The 17,321-nt window shown below is 69.9% G+C and carries 15 protein-coding genes and 1 pseudogene; 3 read left to right on the top strand and 13 right to left on the bottom strand.

Annotated features, from left to right (window positions below; translation table 11 throughout):
- Nucleotides 1–47: 47 nt before the first annotated feature.
- The 7 genes from LXT23_RS14710 to LXT23_RS14740 all read right to left on the bottom strand — a co-directional run bounded on the left by LXT23_RS14710 (nt 48) and on the right by LXT23_RS14740 (nt 7,175).
- Nucleotides 48–896, bottom strand: coding sequence for an alpha/beta fold hydrolase (locus LXT23_RS14710; RefSeq protein WP_253980791.1), 849 nt, complete (start codon nt 894–896; stop codon nt 48–50).
- Nucleotides 897–939: 43 nt separating this feature from the next.
- Nucleotides 940–2,046, bottom strand: a complete 1,107-nt coding sequence (locus LXT23_RS14715; RefSeq protein ID WP_253980792.1) for a fatty acid desaturase — start codon at nt 2,044–2,046, stop codon at nt 940–942.
- Nucleotides 2,047–2,073: 27 nt separating this feature from the next.
- Nucleotides 2,074–2,409: an acyl carrier protein gene (locus tag LXT23_RS14720; RefSeq protein ID WP_253980793.1), complete on the bottom strand. Its 336-nt coding sequence runs from the start codon at nt 2,407–2,409 to the stop codon at nt 2,074–2,076.
- Between the two features lie 63 nt (nt 2,410–2,472).
- The gene (locus LXT23_RS14725) at nt 2,473–3,465 is read right to left on the bottom strand and encodes an acyl-CoA desaturase (protein ID WP_253980794.1); all 993 of its coding nucleotides are present in this window, start codon (nt 3,463–3,465) and stop codon (nt 2,473–2,475) included.
- A gap of 21 nt (nt 3,466–3,486) precedes the next feature.
- The gene (locus tag LXT23_RS14730) at nt 3,487–4,398 is read right to left on the bottom strand and encodes an acyl-CoA desaturase (protein WP_253980795.1); all 912 of its coding nucleotides are present in this window, start codon (nt 4,396–4,398) and stop codon (nt 3,487–3,489) included.
- Nucleotides 4,395–6,062 (bottom strand): fatty acyl-AMP ligase, encoded by a 1,668-nt coding sequence (locus LXT23_RS14735; protein ID WP_253980796.1) that lies wholly within the window; start codon nt 6,060–6,062, stop codon nt 4,395–4,397. Before LXT23_RS14735 ends, LXT23_RS14730 begins: the two co-directional genes overlap by 4 nt.
- 420 nt (nt 6,063–6,482) lie before the next feature.
- Complete coding sequence (locus LXT23_RS14740; RefSeq protein WP_253980797.1) at nt 6,483–7,175, bottom strand: TetR/AcrR family transcriptional regulator; 693 nt, start codon at nt 7,173–7,175, stop codon at nt 6,483–6,485.
- 147 nt (nt 7,176–7,322) lie between these two features.
- On the opposite strand from LXT23_RS14740, the gene LXT23_RS14745 reads away from it, so the two are divergent.
- On the top strand, nt 7,323–8,531 hold the full coding sequence (locus LXT23_RS14745; RefSeq protein ID WP_253980798.1) for a hypothetical protein: 1,209 nt from the start codon (nt 7,323–7,325) through the stop codon (nt 8,529–8,531).
- A 108-nt stretch (nt 8,532–8,639) separates the two neighbouring features.
- Here LXT23_RS14745 and LXT23_RS14750 read toward each other — a convergent pair whose 3' ends face one another.
- From LXT23_RS14750 to LXT23_RS14770, 6 genes and pseudogenes are all read right to left on the bottom strand, one after another.
- The gene (locus LXT23_RS14750) at nt 8,640–10,532 is read right to left on the bottom strand and encodes a golvesin C-terminal-like domain-containing protein (protein WP_253980799.1); all 1,893 of its coding nucleotides are present in this window, start codon (nt 10,530–10,532) and stop codon (nt 8,640–8,642) included.
- Between the two features lie 293 nt (nt 10,533–10,825).
- A complete protein-coding gene (locus tag LXT23_RS14755; RefSeq protein ID WP_253980800.1) occupies nt 10,826–11,860 on the bottom strand; it encodes an NADP-dependent oxidoreductase in 1,035 nt (344 codons plus the stop codon).
- A 133-nt stretch (nt 11,861–11,993) separates the two neighbouring features.
- A complete protein-coding gene (locus LXT23_RS14760) occupies nt 11,994–14,135 on the bottom strand; it encodes a M28 family peptidase (protein ID WP_253980801.1) in 2,142 nt (713 codons plus the stop codon).
- Nucleotides 14,136–14,201: 66 nt separating this feature from the next.
- Nucleotides 14,202–15,170 carry a WD40 repeat domain-containing protein gene (locus tag LXT23_RS14765; protein ID WP_253980802.1) on the bottom strand — a complete coding sequence of 323 codons (969 nt, stop codon included), beginning with the start codon at nt 15,168–15,170 and terminating at the stop codon, nt 14,202–14,204.
- 4 nt (nt 15,171–15,174) lie between these two features.
- Nucleotides 15,175–15,252: pseudogene (locus LXT23_RS50625) on the bottom strand (TetR family transcriptional regulator); the annotation flags it as partial.
- Nucleotides 15,253–15,274: 22 nt separating this feature from the next.
- Nucleotides 15,275–16,051: an SDR family NAD(P)-dependent oxidoreductase gene (locus LXT23_RS14770; protein ID WP_253980803.1), complete on the bottom strand. Its 777-nt coding sequence runs from the start codon at nt 16,049–16,051 to the stop codon at nt 15,275–15,277.
- A 138-nt stretch (nt 16,052–16,189) separates the two neighbouring features.
- Here LXT23_RS14770 and LXT23_RS14775 point away from each other — a divergent pair, with 138 nt between their 5' ends.
- Both LXT23_RS14775 and LXT23_RS14780 read left to right on the top strand, forming a co-directional pair.
- Nucleotides 16,190–16,561: a winged helix-turn-helix transcriptional regulator gene (locus tag LXT23_RS14775; protein ID WP_253980804.1), complete on the top strand. Its 372-nt coding sequence runs from the start codon at nt 16,190–16,192 to the stop codon at nt 16,559–16,561.
- Between the two features lie 151 nt (nt 16,562–16,712).
- The gene (locus LXT23_RS14780; protein WP_253980805.1) at nt 16,713–17,312 is read left to right on the top strand and encodes an aminotransferase-like domain-containing protein; all 600 of its coding nucleotides are present in this window, start codon (nt 16,713–16,715) and stop codon (nt 17,310–17,312) included.
- Nucleotides 17,313–17,321 lie beyond the last annotated feature (9 nt).

Genomic DNA, 17,321 nt, shown 5'->3' on the forward strand with positions numbered 1-17,321 from the left:
GGCTGCCTCATGGTGTCGGTCAAGGGTGCTGAGCAGTACGTCCGTCGCTACGCCGCGGCCTCCGCGGCCCTCACGAAGTGGAGGATTCTCTTCCGCACTTCCGCGTCCAGCAGGATGTTGCGGTGGCCCAGGCCCCGCGTGGGCTCCACGTGGCTGCGGCCCGCGAAGACCTGGTGGATGAGCTCCGCCTGCCGGAAGGAGACCATGGAGTCCTCCACGTCATGGATGATGAGCGTGGGCACCCGGAGCACGGGCCCCAGGGTGCGGATGTCCCAGTGCTCCACCGGCACGCCGTTGCGGCGCAGCAGCTCGCCGCGCATGTAGGGCAGCACCGACGGCTTGAGCCGCAGGTGGTTGGCGGCGAAGCCCTCCATCAGCTCCGGCAGGTTGGTGGGCACCGACAGCAGGATGAGGTGCCGCGGCTGGCGCCCGAGGTCCCGGGAGAGCGCCGCCACCGTGGCCAGGCCCCCCAGCGAGTGGCTGACGACGGCATGCAGCTCGCCCAGCTCGTCCATCACCCCGCCCACCGCGGTGACGAACTCCGTCATCGTCGTCAGGTTCCCCGGCGAGGCACCGTGCGCCGGAGCGTCGAAGGCGACGACGCGGAAGCCCTGCTGCGACAGGGGGCGCGCCATGCTGTACAGGCTGCTGCTGTCGGCGCCCCACCCGTGCACGAGCAGGACAGTGGGGCCCTTGCCCCAGACGTACGCCTGCTTCACCACCGAGGCGCCGTTGCGCAGCGGCAGCACCTGCGCGCCCAGCGGCGCTCCCGCGGTGACGGGCTTCTGGGTGTGGCGCGAGCGCGAGAACAGGTCCGTGGCCACGCGCCCCGCCACGGAGGGAGCCACCGCCGCCAGCACGGACAGCCCCAGCCTCACCAGGTCTAGCTGCTGCATGAAGGTCTCTCACCGCGGCGCGGTCCACCCGCGCTCGGGCGCGTCAGGAGGATACCGCCGTCCGGGGCTCCACGGAGCCGCCGGGCTTCTCGATGAACGAGTGGTAGTACCCCGTCTCCGGGTCATACAGATGGCACCGCGTCACGGCCCGCAGCAGCTCCCGGGGGATGCTCGAGAAGTCCTTCTCCCGCAGCATGCCCGGGAAGGCCGTCTTGAGGGCCTCCTGCGCCTGGAGCAGGTTGTAGAAAGGCACCTTGGGGGCCACGTGGTGGGCGGCGTGGATGGAGATGTTGTGCGTCAGGAACAACAGCACCTTCGGGTAGCGGTAGTCCGTCGTCAGCAGCAGCTTGCTGCCTACCAGCGACCACTCGCCCTGCCGCAGGAAGGGCAGGTCCTCGGTGGTGTGGTGCATGTACGTGGTGGTGCTGAACCACGCATGGATGGCCACCCAGGGGGCCACGAAGTACAGCAGCAGCCCCATCCACCCCGTCGCGTACACCAGGGCCGGGAAGAACACGGCCGAGAAGAGCACCACGTAGACGATGGAGCGGCGCACCTCGGCCCGGGCCTTGGCCTGGGGGAAGAAGCCCGGCCGGAAGCCCGACACCAGCCAGTAGTGCACCGTCCCCAGCCAGAAGAACACCGAGCGGGTGCCCATGTAGACGAGCTTGTCCACCAGCGGCATCCGCTGGAAGGTCAGCGCGTCCACCGGGCGCCAGTCCGTGTCCTTCTCCAGGCTGTTGGTGTTGGCGTGATGCAGGTTGTGCACGTGCTTCCACGCGTGGAACGGGTACACCAGCGGCAGCAGCGCCAGGTGGCCGATGAGGGAGTTGAGCCGCTGCGAGCGCGAGAACGAGCCGTGGCCGCAGTCATGCGCGATGCAGTGCAGCCCCCAGCCGCCCAGCCCCGACACCAGCCACAGCGGCAGGTACAGCCACGCCGAGGGCGCCAGCGCCACGCCGACGATGCCGCCGGCCCACAAGAGGTAGCTGGTGAAGAAGCCCAGCAGCCCCCGCCCCAGCCGGGGCTCGTACAGCTCCCTCGGAATGGCGGCGGCCAGGGACTGGCCCTGGAGCGTCGTCATCTGCTCCCTCAGCTCGTCGAAGCGGGCCTTGGGGTGCTGCGGCACACCGGTCGCAAGCGCTTGCATGGGCTCTCCCTTCGGGCAGTGGGCCGCTCAGGCCTCGACGGCGTCGCTCTGCTCCGCCGTGTCCTTGGCGAGCGCCTTCGCCAGCTCGTCGATGGTGGGGTACTCGAACAGCAGGGCCGGTGACAGCCGCCGCTCGATGATCTTCTCCAGCTCGCCCGACACCTGCACCGCCACGCGTGAGTCCAGGCCGTACTCGTCGAAGCGCTTCGCGGTGTCTATCTGCGAGGGCTCCACCTTGATCTGCTTCGCCAGCCACTGCACGAGCCAGGCGCGCAGGCCCGCCTCGTCCGGGATGATGTGGGGCTTCTCCTCGCTCGCGAACCCCAGCTTTCGAGCAATCCCCGAGAAGAATCCGTCCGTCATGATGCTGCCTCCAAGGTCTCAGGTGCCTGCTGCTTCGAATCCGTGTGTCGCCAGCCCGCGGTGTCAGCGCGCGGGCGTCTTCAGCCGCATCCGCTCGATGGCCTCGGGGGTGGGCTGGCGCAAATCCCAGACCAGCCCCAGCTTGCCCATCAGCGTCAGCACCCACCCGCTGAGGTCCGGCTCCCACCACTCGACGGCGTGGCGGTACGAGCCCGGGAAGGCGTGGTGGTTGTTCTGCAGCCCTTCACCGAAGGCCACCACGGCCACCCAGTGCGAGTTGGCGCTCCGGTCGCCCGTGCGGAACGGCCGGCGGCCGAACATGTGGCTCACCGAGCCCACGCACCAGGCCGCCTGGTTGGCCAGGAACATGCGCGCCAGCCCGCCGAAGACGAAGCCCGCCCAGGCGCCCATCCACGTGCCGTGCACCAGCCCGCCCACCGCCGCCGGCAGGGCCAGCCCCAGGAACACCCAGAGGAAGTACGTCTGGTGCACGAAGAACAGCGTGCGGTCCTTCAGCGTGTCTCGCGCGAAGTGGCCCCAGCTGGAGACCTCGTCCGACAGCATCCAGGGCATGTGCGCGTACCACAGCCCCTTGAGCCGGGACTTCCAGTCGTCGCCGAAGCGGTTGGGCGAGTGCGGGTCCCCCGGGCCGTCGCTGTACGCGTGGTGGCGCCGGTGCGTGGCCACCCAGAAGAGGACCGGCCCCTGCCCGGCCGTGGAGCCCATGATGGTGAGCAGGACCTTCATGGCCCTGCTCGTCTCGAAGGTGCAGTGCGCCAGCAGCCGGTGCAGCCCCATCGTCACCCCGCCCATGTGGACGAAGTACATCACCAGGAGCAGCACCAGCTCGGTGGCGCCGAAGGCGCCGTCGAGCGCCAGGCGGATGGCCTCGATGAAGCCGAGCAGCGGGAGGACCATCACCCCCAGCGCGACGATGCGCTGCGCGCGCACCGCGTCGGGCGTCGCCTTGGCCACGCCATTGGGAAGCCGGGCCGGCGGGGGGGTGACTTCGGCGGCGGGCGGCTCCTTGTGAAACACAGCGGAGGTGGTTTGCACGGGGCGGCTCTCCTTTCCGGGCTACTGGAGGACGGACTGGCGGTTCTTCCGCCGTGCGACGATGGGGCCCGCGCGGTGCACTTCCGAGACGAGGCCCGCCAGGGCGAGCCCCTCGATGAACGCACCCGAGAGGTCGAACTGCCAGAAGTGATGGTCGTTCCGGGCCGAGCCCGGGAAGGCGTGGTGGTTGTTGTGCCAGGAGCCCCCGGCGGACGGCAGGGCGAGCCAGGCCATGTTGCGGCTCTGGTCCCCCGAGGCGTGCATCCGGGGACCGAAGAGGTGGCCCAGCGAGTTGACGCCCCACGTGACGTTGTCGAGCAGGAAGATGCGCAGCAGGCCGCCCCACACCATGCCGCGCCAGGCGCCGTCCCAGGACTCCGTCACCAGGCCCGCGATGCCGGCGGGGATGAGCAGCCCCAGCAGCACCCACAGCGGGTAGAGGTAGTTGAGGCGGAAGATGAAGGAGTCGCGCAGCAGGTCCGCGGTGTAGCGGAGCCAGTCGGTGTCATCGACCTTGAAGAGCCAGCCCACGTGCGCGTGGACGAAGGCGCGCAGCCGGTCCGCCAGCGTCGGCGTGGCGGCGAGCGGCACGGGCGAGTGCGGGTCCCCGTCCTTGTCCGTGAAGGCGTGGTGCTTCCGGTGGATGGCGGCCCAGAACAGGATGGGGCCCTGGGCGGCCATGGAGCCGAAGATGGCCAGCGCCCCGGTGACCAGGCGGCCGGCGCGGAAGGAGCGGTGGGCGAAGAACCGGTGGAAGCCCGCCTCGATGCCCAGCGCGGTGGGGATGTACATGCCCACCAGCAGGCTCACCTCCAGCCAGCCGATGCCGTAGTGCAGCAACTGCCACATGGCGATTCCGGCGCCCACCGTGGGGACGCCGACCGTCAGGGCCGCGTACCGCCTCTGGAGCCGAGCCTTGGAGCCACCGCTCATGGAGCCACCTTCAGTGCGGGCAATACGCCACCCAGGTAGGCCTGCCGGGTTGTCTGTCTCTGAAGCTTACCGCTGGTGGTCCGCGAGATGGCCCCCACTGAACCGAAGAAGATGTCATGGGGCCTCACCCCATGGGCCGCGACCACGGCCTGGATGATGCCCTCACGCACGGCCGCGACCTCGGCCTCCGTGCGCCGCCCGTCGGGCTTCAGCTCCACGAGGAGCACGAGCCGCTCCTCGTTCCCCGCCGTCACCGGGAAGGCGGCCACCCCACCCTTGCGCACCTGGGCGTGGGCCGCCTCGGCGGTCTGCTCGACGTCCTCCGCATGGTGGTTGCGGCCCGCGATGATGATGACGTTCTTGCGCCTTCCGGAGATGAAGAGCTCGCCCTCGTGCAGCAGGCCCAGGTCGCCGGTGCGCAGGTATCCGGCCGGGCCGTCCGGAAGCGTCGCCTGGAAGGTCTGCCGGCTCTCCTCCTCGCGGCCCCAGTAGCCCATGGCCACGCTGGGCCCGTGGACCCAGACCTCCCCCACCTTCCCCGGAGGGCACTCGGCGAGCGTGTCCGGGTCGATGATGCGCACCCGGTGCGCGTGGACCACCCTGCCGCTGCTCACCAGCTCACGAGGGGCTTCCGGGGAGGCCTCGCCTCCGTCCTCCTGGCGAGGGGAGACGAAGGTGCGAAGGCGGGTCCCCGCGGGCTTGCCCGCCACCAGCAGCGTCGCCTCGGCCAGCCCGTAGCAGGGGCTGAGGGCCTCGGCGCGGAAGCCGTAGGGGGCGAAGCGCGCGGCGAACCGCTGCATCGTCTCGCTTCGCACGGGCTCCGCGCCGCAGAAGGCCTCGCTCCAGCACGACAGGTCCAGGCCCTGCAGCTCGTCGTCGGGAATCTGCGTGGCGCACAGCTCGTAGGCGAAGTTGGGCGCCCCGCTGAGGGTGAGGCGGTGCTTGCTGATGGCCCGCAGCCAGCGCACCGGGCGCTGGATGAAGTACATGGGGTCCATGAACAGCAGCGGGAACCCCGAGTAGAGCGGCTGCATCACCCCGCCCAGCAGCCCCATGTCGTGGAACAGCGGCAGCCACATGCCACCGCGGCGGCCCTCGGACGGCCCCAGCCAGCGGGCAATCGTCTCGCAGTTGCTCAGGAGGTTGGCGTGGGTGACCATGACGCCCTTGGGCGAGCCGGTGGACCCCGACGTGTACTGGAGCATGGCCAGGGGCTGGTCCTGCACCACCGGGACGTCCTCGTACGACTCCCGGGTCGGCAGCTCGTCGCTCGCCACCCACTCCAGGGCGCCGTGGCCGCTCAGCTCGGCCACGCGCCGCGCCTGCGTGTCGCGCGTGCGCGCGGTGCTCAACACGAACCGGGGCGCCGCGTCCTGGATGATTCCAATCAACCGCGACAGCGGGCGCTGGCCCATGGGCGGATAGGTCGGGACGGCAATGCCTCCCGCCTGGAGCACCCCCATGAAGGCGGCGATGTACTCGGGGCCCGAGTCGTACAGGAGGATGACCCGCTCGCCCCGTGCCCCCGCCTCTGCCAGCCGGCGTGAAATACTTGAAACACGCTGTATCAACTGCCGGTAGGACCACTCCGTCACGACGTCCTCGCCGTCGGCGAGGAAGCGCAGGGCCACGGCTTCCGGGCGCTCCCGGGCATGGCGTCTCAAGAGGGTGACTGTTGTCTCGTGGACGTTCACGCCCGCATGAAAGCGGTGGGTCGCACCGCGCCTCTCCTGCAAAAGGGTCAATGCGGTGCCAGGGCCAACCTCGACTGCCTGTGCCCGTGGCCTGGATTACACATCTGACGTGAATCCCAAGCATGGTCCGGGTGGACACAATCTGGCAAGTAGCCCACAGACCCCGACACCTCGGTTCCATGGCGTTGCCGCTCGATGCGTGTGCAGAGGGCTGGGTGCCTTCTCACTCCCCTCGGCGCTGATGGGCGTGTGGGTGAAACCCGGAGTGTGAGGCGACACACAGTTCCGCGAAAAGGACGTGCGTCCCGCGCGCAAACGGGCCTGGGGAGCGCGGTGAGGGCGAGGCGCTGGCGGACCTGTGGCGAGGGGCCGCCGCGCTCGACACGTCCGTCAGGGCAGCGGGTCCTTGGGGGCACGCGAAGACTTCGCTCGTGGGCGGGAAGGTGCAGCGCGCAGGAGCCCTCGCTCGAAGACAGCGAACGCCTGCTCGGCCACCGAGAGCGGCTCCTCCTCACCGAGCCCCATGCGCGCGAAGTGCCCCTCCACGTACATGCGGCCCAGGCCATAGACGAAGGCCCGCGCCGCCAGGTGCACGATTCTCTGGTCACCTGGCGCGACCTCGCCCAGGCGCTGCCCTTCGCGAATCATCCTGTCGAGCACGTCCAGGGTCTCCTGGTTCTCCTTCTTGAAGAAGTCGCTGTCGAAGAACCCGAGCTCGCCTGCGCGCGCGAACGCCCGGAAGTGGGCCGGCTCGCCGAGCGCGAACCGGAGATACGCCATGGCCATCGCGTGGATCTGCGCGGCCGGAGCGGGAGGCGCCGCGCCGAGCGCGGAGGAGACCTCGCGGCGGAAGCGCAGCATCGTCTCCTCGGCCACGGCCGCCAGCAACGCGGCCTTGTCGCGGAAGTGCCGGAAGGGGGCGCCCGGGGACACGCCCACGAGCCGTGCCGCCTCGCGCAGGTTGACGTCCTGGCCGCCACCAATGAGCCGAAGCGCGGCGGCGATGAGCGCCTCGCGCAGATGACCGTGGTGGTACGAGGACGGAGGCTTCTTGGGGATTGGCCGTCGGCGCTCGGCGGACATGGTGCGGCGAGCATAGGCCCCACCGCCGGGCACCGCAACGCAGGGCCCCGGATGTAATCACTGCTTATTTCGTTGCGCGGCTCCGGGCGCCCTTCTATCCATCTCGATGTAATCACCGATTACTTCCAACCCAGTTGAGGAGGCCGCATGTCGGCATCACGCATCCCGGGGCTCGTTGTCCTTCTGGCGCTGTTCGGTTGTCCCAAGGACGACACCGATGAAGGGCCCGGAGGGCCCGATTCGGGCACTCCCGTCTCCACCCACGCAGGCACCATCTCCATCCAGGACCGCAGGCTCCTCGGCGCCCCGCACCTCGGGCACGGGCTGTCGCTGCTCGCCGACATGAGCACCGCGCCGCGAGCGCCCGACTACGACGAGGCGCCGGGGCAGCTCACCGGCTGCAAGGTCTGGGTCTACGACATCGCGTCGGACCCACCGCCCCGCCCCGCCGGTGACGTGGGAACCCTGACCATCGAGGGCACGAGCGCGAGCCTGGGTCCGGCATGCGTCTTCCAGGAAGGCGCGGGGTACGTCTGCCCGACGGCGACAGGCGAGGGCGAGGTCGTGCTGGAGCACGCGGTAGCGGGAACGGGAGCGCCCCCCAACACCGCACGGGTCTCCATCGGCGGCGCGGCCTTCGGGCCGGAAGACTCGGGCCGCTACCTGCAGCTGCGAGGCGCACCGGGCGCGAGCGGCAGCTTTCCCATCGTCTCCGTGACGAGCGCCACCGAGGTGCGCGTCGCCAAGGCGCCGGGCACCAACCCGGCTCCTGCTGCTGGCACCTACCAGGTGCTCGCCGGCGCCGGGCCCGTGCCAGGGACTCCCGGGGATGAGGCTCCTGGAGATCCGCTCCGCGACTCCGACCAGGTCCGTGTCCGCATCACCCCTGGCAACGACTCGCCCTTCCAGTTCCCGGAGACGACCGTGGCGGCCATTGGCACGGCCTTCACCGCCGACACGGCCACCCTGGGCCTGCTGGACCACGTTCCCCTCGACGGCCGCCCCTTCCGCCTCGGGTGTGCTGGCGAGGGAGGACATTGCGGCGCCGCGGAGCTCACCATCATCCAGCTCCAGACGACGGATGCGCCGACGGCGGGCTTGTCGCCCTATGCACTCCCTCCGGCGAAGACGAAGCAGGTCGTCCTCACGTGCATCCAGCCGGGGGCGAGCGGCATCGTGGACATCCCCGCCGAGGCGTCCTCCCTGCTGGCCCAGGCCCACGCCGCGAGTCCCATCACCCGCATCCGCACCGCGTTCATGCGGAACGGCGCCGCGCTCACGAAGAACCCGATGCCGCCGGACAACACCGTCCGGGTCGTCGCGGGACACCAGCTCATCGGGTTCACGAACCCCTGAGCGCCACAGCATCTGGAGGTTGCCCGGGACTCGCGGGCCTCATCCGGAACGCGGCGGCGTGAGCGGAACGGGAGGCGCCGTTCCGCTCGCGCCTTCAGCGGGCCGCGGTCAGGGCCGTACCAGCTCGAAGCGCACGGCGTCGGCAACGACGTGACCGCTGGTCCCTGCGTTTGAAATCACCACGTTGCCACCCGTCCCGGCATTGAATGGGTAGGTGCCGAGCAACTGCCAGGCGCCGCCGTTCACCCGCTGATTCCGATACACGACCGCGGAGCCTGCCTTCGAGGTGATGCGATAGGGGACGTTGTTCGAGCGGCTCTCGCTGGCCGTCCAGCGGGCATACACGTTGTAGGTGCCTGCCACGGGAAGGTCGGGGGTGAACGTGGCCGTCGCCGAACCCTTGCCGTCGTTGTTGTCGTGGACGTAGTTGTACCCGTGGAACCCGGGCGTGCTCCTGCTGTGGACCCAGGTGCCGGTCTTGTCGCTGCTGCTGAGCCTGGAGTTGTCCACGATGACCTCGTTCGCGATGGGCGTGAAGCGAACGGCATCGGCGATGACCGTGCCCCGGGTGCCAGTCGTGCGAATCGTCACCGACGCATTCCGCTTGGAGAGCGCATAGGTGCCGAGCAGGTTCCAGGTGCCACCGTTGACCGTCTGATTGACGGGCACCGTGGTGGTCGTTCCGTCAGCCTTGACGATGTCGACCGGGACGCTGGCCGCCCGACCACTGCCGCCGGAGGGCCACCGCATGTAGACATTGTAGGTGCCGCTCTCGCTCAGGGTCGGCGTATACCGGACGGACTTGATGCCCTTGTCCGTGTTGTTGTCGTGCAGGTAGTTGGTGCCGACGTAGCCCGTGGGTGTGGAGTTGGCCACCCAGGCACTGGTGCCGGCTGTGATGGTGATGCCAGTCGTATCCGTGTTGTCCTTCACGGGCTCGGTCCGCAGGTAGACGCGGCTGTAATCCCATTCGTAGTACTTACCCGCCAGCTCGGAAGCAGGCAGGGTGAAGTCGTTTCGCGTCTCCGGCTTCCGACTGCCCCACGTGCCATCGAAATGGAAGCTCATGTTGACGGGCCGATCCGTCGCGCCACCGCCGAACGTCCAATGGATGGTGCCGCTCTGCACCTGGACGCCGTCCACGAAGGCGGCGTAGGTATTGTCCTTGCGGTAGAGCCAGGTCCAGACGTGCCACTCGGTCGGGTTGTAGACCGGCGCGAGATACGCGGGGATGCCGTTGGCGGTCATCCCGTTGGCCCAGTTGACGTGATAGTTGGTGACGGAGCTTCCTCCGACCACGCTTGAATGCCAGTACCGGCCGTCGAAGTTGTTACCTCCGCGAATCGCGGCGTTGTCATAACCAAAGCTCTCTATCAGGTCGTACTCCGCGCCCTCGTCCCAGGAGTCACCGTCGGTCCAGAGGGCGAACCAGAAGTAGCGTGGAACGACGTAGCGCACGCGGGTTTCCCAGAGCACGTCCTGCTCGAGTCTCGTGCCACCCCCCGACAGGGTCCACCTGGGCTGGAAGGCACCGCTCCCCGTGTTGAGCAGATAGGGGTCGAGGAGGGTGGCCCCATTCAGCGGCACGAGATAGGTGCGCAGGGTCTCCGGGAAGAACGCACGAACCGGCGACGTGGTGTCCACGCCTTCAATGGGCTGGCCCGAGATGGCGGTTGCTGCGTTCGGGGCCACCATGCTCGCGCCATATCCCGGGTTCGCGTCCAGCCCGTGCTGGTCGTGATACTGGAAATGGGTGTTCATGGTCGCCATGTCCCGGACGGTGCTGGTGGCGCTCGTGCCGAAGTCCCAATTCTTCACGAGCGCGAAGCCGGAGCCGTCCACCGCGTAGGCCGGCGCGGGACCGACCGCCGGAGTCGTGATGGTACCACCGCCGATGGTTTCGGCCGCCACCCAGCCGGGAGCGACGAGGGTGGCGAAGCTGATGGAGAGCGCGACGCCTCGGCGCATGGCGCGGCTCAGGTTGAAGGTCGATGGAGTCATGATGTCCCTTGGGGCCGGGGCTTGAATGGACAAGCCCAAAGGCCATCATGATACATTAGTATCCCTGGTGGTTCACATGGCGCCGGTCGCCGCCTGGCCCCCTGCTTCCAGTTGCGCCTGCCCGGCATCTGGCCGTTTCAGCCTGCGTGCGGTACGGCCACGGCAGCATGCGCACCGTCGCGGGGATGGACCCGCGGCAAGGAGCCGGGCAGGCTGACGCCGGGCCTGTGCCCGGCAGCACGCCTTGAGGTCCCTGCGCTGCCGTGACTTGCGCACCCGGACCTACGGCGGCGTCAATCGTCCGAGACGCGCACCACGAGCTTGCCGAAGTTGTGTCCCTCGAGCAGGCCGATGAACGCCGTCGGCGCGTTCTCCAGCCCGTCGACCCGGTCCTCGCGCAGCTTCACCCTGCCAGTGGCGACCCACTCACCCATGTCGCGGCGGAAGGCGTCGAAGCGGTCGGCGTAGTGGTCGAGGATGACCACGCCTTGCATGCGGATGCGCTTCTGCAGCACTGCTGTCATCAGCTGTGGCAGCCGGTTCGGACCGGGCGGCAGCGTCTCTTCGTTGTAATGCGCAATCAGCCCACACACCGTCACTCGCGCGCCGATGTTGAGCAGCGGCAGCACCGCGTCGAAGACCGCGCCGCCGACGTTCTCGAAATAGATGTCGATGCCCCCCGGGCAGGCGGCAGCGAGGCGCTCGGCCAGCCGCGAGTCCCGGCGGTCGAGGCAGACGTCGAACCCGAGCTCCTCGACTGCGTAGCGGCACTTGTCGGCGCCACCGGCGATTCCGACCACGCGCGCGCCCTTGAGTCTGGCGAGCTGCCCGACCACCGCGCCGACCGCGCCCGTCGCCGCGGCCACGACCACGGTCTCGCGCGGCTTGGGCTGGGCCATGTCGAGCAGGCCGACGTAGGCGGTGAAGGCGGGCATGCCGAGCACGCCCAGCGCCTGCGACGGCTGCGCCAGCTCGCCGAGCGAGACCAGGTCCTGCCCCTCTGACAGCACGTAGTCCTGCCAGCCGGCGTTGCCGAGCACCAGGTCACCGGGGCGGAATCCCGGGTGCTTCGAAGCGACGACGCGGTTGACCGTGCCGCCCACCATGGGTTCCCCCAGGCGCACCGACGGTGCGTAGACCGGTGGGATTTCGTCCATCACCTGGCGCATGTACGGGTCGAGCGAGAGGTACAAGGTGCGCAGCAGCACCTGTCCTTCGCCCGGCGTCGGCACGGCGGCCTCATCGATACGGAAGTCCCGCGGCGTCGGCAGGCCACGCGGACGCGAGGCGAGGACGACACGGCGATTGACGGTGCCGCTTCGAAGCACGGGCTGACTCCTATCGCTGAGGTGGGAGACGTGCTGGCGGAGCGCTTCGGCACTCCGGTGGTGCAGGACGCCGCCGATATAATTGTCACCAGACCGGTCGGCTACTCGTTCTGCTGCATCGCCGCGCGGCTCCTCAGCGGGCCCGCGTCATGATGCCGCCCTGCTCCAGCAGCCCGAAGAGGTCCAGGAGCGCCTCCACGGGGAAGACGTAGCCGTACTCGGCGTAGGCCGCGTCGCGGATGTCCGCCACGGAGCGCCTGCCGTCGGCGTAGCTCGCGATGGCATCCAGCAATTGGTAGAAGCGCAGCTCGCTCTCCCCGCTCTCTCGCAGGGCGGTGCTCGCCGCGCTCAACGCGGCCTGCACGGCGGCCACCCGGGGCTGGCTCTCCGGGCCAACCTTGCCCGCCACGTCATCGAAGGACGCAAGCTCCTGGCCCTTCACGCGGCGAGGGACGAAGGCCCGGGCCCGGCGCTCGGCCTCGCTGGGGGCGGGTTCTTTCAGGGACACGCCGCGCGCCTTGCCCTCCGCCTCCAGCCGGTCCAGGGCCTGGGCCTCGGCCTTCTCCAGCACCCGGGCGAGGGCCTGCACCGGCGCCGCGGGAGCGCCCAGAGGCACGCAGGAGCGCAGGGCGTCGCGCTCGCGCTGGTAGGCGAGGCGCACCACCGCGCGGGCCAGCCGGTAGATGCCGGGCACCTGCGCGGCGGGCGTCGCGGCCAGGTCGCGGCGGGCCCGGAACTCGTCCTCCGCCACGCGCCGCCCCCCGTGCACCGCCACCAGTCGCGCCAGCTCCAGGGCCCCCGGGCCTTCCGCCCAGGCGGCGACGGTGATGGAGGCCAGAGCCGCGAAGGCGGTGCGGTGCAGCTGCGTGGGGTCCACGTTCTCCGTCCGGTCTCCGCTGGTGTGGTAGCCGTCGTCGGGCCAGGTGGAGAAGGCCACGCCCGGGATGCCATGGTCGTTGAAGAGCTGGTGGTCCGAGCCGCGGCTGTAGCGCTCCATGTGCGCATCCAGCGGATCCCGTGAGCCGGTGACCGAGCCGATGCGGAAGTCCTTCCTCGGCGGGTAGGCCACCCCGTTGAAGCGGTTCATGAAGGCCACCGTGGACTCGGACACGGCGTTCACGAAGCTGCCGTTCCAGTCCGGGGTGTAGGACACCAGGAAGCGCGAGTGGGCGCGGCTCAGGCTCGCGCCGAGCATGTCGAAGTTGAAGTGGGCCACCCGCCGCACCGGGTCCGCGCCGTGGTGGGAGAACCACTCGCGGGTGCCCTCGAACTCCGGCAGCCACAGCACGCGCAGGGTGCGCACCGGCGGCGGCAGCACGCCACGCTGGATGAGCGTGGTGTAGGTGCGCACCAGCTCCAGCAGGGTGGCCGACCCGGAGCCGTTGTCGTTGGCGCCGGGCTTGTAGTGGTCCAGGTGCGCGGTGAGGACGACCTCCTCTCCGGCGCGGGTGCCGGGGATGACGCCGCTGATGATGCTGTAGTGCCCCGCGTACGTCTCGGCGGCAATGCTCACGTCCACCTTGACGGGGCCCTCCTGCAGCTGGGCTCGCAGCTCACGCCCCTGGCGGTCCGAAATCATGAACAGGAAGGGCACCCGCGCGCCCGGCGGCACCAACCCCGGCGGAACGACGGCCCAGCCCACCTGGTCCGGGAAGTCTCCGTCCATGCGGTGGGGCAGGTTCCAGGGCGGCGTCGAGTAGGAGGTGACGACGCCCACGGCGCCGTGCTTCACCACGGCATTGCGCAGCACGGCCCGGGGATGGCTTCGCGTGAGCGCCACCTTGCCCTTCAGGTCCTTGCCCGCGTAGTCCGCGTCCTGGGTGCTGCTGCCCACGTCGACCAGCTCCAGGCCCTCACCCTCGAAGCTGCCGCTGCCTGGCGCCAGCGCCATGGGCAGGTCGGCGAAGGACGTCATCCTGTATCGGTGGGGGCCGGCCACCCACAGCTCGCCGCGCGTGGCGCGCCACTGGGGACCCTCCTTCATCGGCTCCAGCCGCACGTCCCGCAGCCCCGCGGCCACGGCGGCGGCCCTCATCCACTCGGCCGCCTCGGAGTAGCCTCCTGCGGTATCCCGGGCGAGGAGGGCCAGCCGCTGCACGCCGTCGTGGATGCGGTCGCCGGAGCTCTCCTGGATGAGGGCATGCACCACGTCGTCCCGCAGCACCAGACCGGTTGTGGGCGACACGGGCCCCAGCGGGGACGGAGAAGGTTGGGCGGCGGCGCTGAGCGCGGCGAGAACGACGAGGACGGTGAAGGAGCGCGGACGGGCAGTCATGACGTGTCTCGGAGAGGCCCACTCCGTACTCGCTCCCGACGGGACTCAGCAACCCCTGTCGTCCGCTCACTCCGCTGGCAGGGGAATCACCAGGAGCTCTCCCTGGCACGTCACGTAGATGGCGCCGTCATGCAGGAGCAGGCCTTCGACGTTGGCATGACCGACGTCGTGGACGGCGAGACACTCGGTCGAGTGGAGCGACCAGACGCGCACGGTGCCGTCGGAGCTGCCTGTGACCAGCAGCCCGCGCGACGGCTCGACCGCGACGGCATCCACCCAGTGCGAGTGGCCGTGCCACTCGCGCACCACGCGGCCGGTCCCGCTGTGAAACATCCTGGGAACGAAGTCCCAGGCCCCGCAGATGAGGTGCTCGCCATCGGGATGCCAGGCCAGCGCCTGGAGGGTGTTGCTCGGGCGATTCCAGACGATTCCAACCTGCCGCTTGCGCTCCTCGGAGAGCGGCCCGTGCCGCGCGGCCACCATCGGCAGGTGGAAGCTGGCGCGGACGTCGAGCGTGGGTCCGTCGAGCACGATGACGGCGCCGCCGCTTCCGCAGACGGCGACGTGGCCGCTCGCTGGCTTCTTCGCGAGCGCGTAGAGCGGCGGGGTGTCGAGCATACGGAGGCGCTCCCCCGTCCACGCGTCCCACAGCTGCGCGGTGCTGTCGCCACTGATGGAGAGAATGCGGTCATCCGTAACGAAGGTTGCGGCCTGCACCGGCTCGCCGTGTCCGGCGAAGGTCTGGATGCGACGCCACTCCACCGAGTCCCAGACAGCGAAGTCGCGTAGCTTGTGGGCCTCGAGCACGCGCCCGAGCACCGGCTCGCACGCCAGACGGAACGACGGGTCACCGTCGCGACAGATGGCGCTGCTCTGGAGCACTCGCGAGCACGCGCCGGTCGCGAGGTCCCAGAGGAAGATACGACCGCGTCCGTTGGCGGCGACGTGGCGCCCGTCGGGCCACAGCAGCGGCGGCCCCAGCGGGTCCTCGAAGTCGTGTTCCGGGCCGAGCTCCTGACGATAGCGGCGCCACATTCCTTCAACCTACAACGTCCGCGCCCACCGACATCCCCGCTTCGGCGGCGATGTCCTTGAAGGTGGTCGCCTCGTACCCCCGACGGGCCCCGCCGCCACCGGCGTCAGAGGAAGAAGCCGCCGGTTGCCTCGATTCGCTGGCCGGTCATCCACTGGCTCTCCGGCGCGAGGAGCGCGGCCACGAGGCCACCGATGTCGTCGGGCACCCCCACCCGCCCCAGCGCGGTCTGCGAGGCGACCATCTGCTTCAGCGTGTCGTCGCGCATCACCCCGCCGCCGAAGTCGGTCTCGATGCCACCCGGGGCGACCACGTTGACGGAGATGCGCCGGGGCCCCAGCTCCCGGGCCAGGTACCGGGTGAGCACCTCGACGCCGCCCTTCATGACGGCGTAGGCCGACGAGCCGGGGAAGGTGTAGCGCGCGAGACCGCTCGACACGTTGAGGATGCGCCCGCCGTCCGCCATCAGGGGCAGCAGCTTCTGGGTGAGGAAGAACGGCCCCTTCAGGTGCACGTTCAGCATCTCGTCGAACTGCGCCTCCGTCGTCTCGATGAAGGCGGCCCTGGTGCCGCTCCCGGCATTGTTCACGAGGATGTCGAAGCGGTCGCGCTTCCACACCCGTGCGAGCTCGGCCCTCACCGCCTCCGCGAAGGCCGGGAAGCCGTCGCTCCTGCCGACGTCGAGCGGGAGCACGGACGCCTTGCGCCCCCTGGCTTCGAGCTGCGCCGCGACGTCCCGCGCCTCCTGCTCCGCCGTCCGGTACGTGAGGATGACGTCGACGCCGCGCTCGGCGAGCTTGAGGGCCATGCTCCTGCCGAGCCCGCGGCTTCCACCGGTGATGAGAGCAATGGGGGTGGCGACGGGGAGGTTCTGGGTGCTCATGGAGGTCCTTCCGCGAATGCGGTCCGCAGCGCGGGATTGCGCTGGTGGGCCGAATGAGTGGCGTACGGACCGGTGCGTCGCTAGGCACTCTTCCGTGCAATACGCACGTCCCGGTGCATCAGGCACCTCCAGGTAACCATGGCTCAGCTCATCAAGGACCTCCCCGAGCTTCCCGCCGAGCGGGCACTCAAGGTGATTGGCGGCCGCTGGAAGGTCGTCATCCTCTACTACCTGTTCGAAGGCCCGAAGCGACTCTCCGAGCTCCGGCGGCTGGCGCCGCTCGCCAGCCAGAAGGTGCTGGTCCAGCAACTCCGGGAGATGGAGGAGCACGGCATCGTCCACCGTGAGGTCTTCGCGCAGGTGCCTCCGCGCGTGGACTACACGGCCACCCCGCTCGGGCTCAGCCTCAAGCCCATCGTCGCGGCGCTGTGCGAGTGGGGCCGCCATCATGCGACGGAGCTCGACGCGCTCGACCGGCACGAGGAGAAGCCCCAGGCCTGCGTCAGGTGACGCCCCGGGCGCGGCACGAAGTGGCTCAGCGCGCCCCTGGGGATTGCGCGCATCTTGCCCGGCGTCTCCCATCGCCGAGCGAGTGTGCCCATGTCTCGCCTCATCTCTCCTCCCCGCCGGACGCTGCTGACCCAGGCCCTCACGGGCGCCGGTGCGCTGTCACTCCTCTCCTTCGCGGGCGTCTCCGGCGCCGCGGGTCCCCAGGTGCCGGCGAAGGGCAAGGGGCGCGTCATCTTACCTGGGCAGCTTCAACAAGCTCCTGTTCCCGGGCCTGAGGCTCGCCTACGCCATCGTCCCGGAGCCGCTCGTCGGCGCCTTCGTCGACGCGAAGCACGTCGCCGATGGCCACACCGCCCTGCTCACCCAGGGCGTGCTCGCGGCGTTCATCCAGGAAGGGCACCTGGCCCGCCACCTGCGCGAGACGCGCGCGCTCTATGACGAGCGGCGGCGGGCCTTCCTGGAGGAAGCACGCGTCCTCGCCGACAGCCTGGACTTCGGACCGGCGAGGGCCGGGATGCACGTCACCGGCCTCTTCAAGGTGGGAGGTATGGACGACCGCGCCGTGGCCGAGGAGTGCGCCCGCCTGGGCATCGTGGTCCATCCGCTCTCCCGCTACGGCGCCACCGGCCGTGGCGGGCTCGTCTTCGGCTTCGCGGGCGCGCCCCGCGCGGCCATGCGGTCCGGCCTGGGGCTCGTGAGGCGGGCCATCCGCTCCGCCAGCGGCCGGGCACCGCAGAAGCGCGCTCCCTGACTCCCGCGT

Source organism: Pyxidicoccus xibeiensis, assembly GCF_024198175.1.
Classification (GTDB): domain Bacteria; phylum Myxococcota; class Myxococcia; order Myxococcales; family Myxococcaceae; genus Myxococcus; species Myxococcus xibeiensis.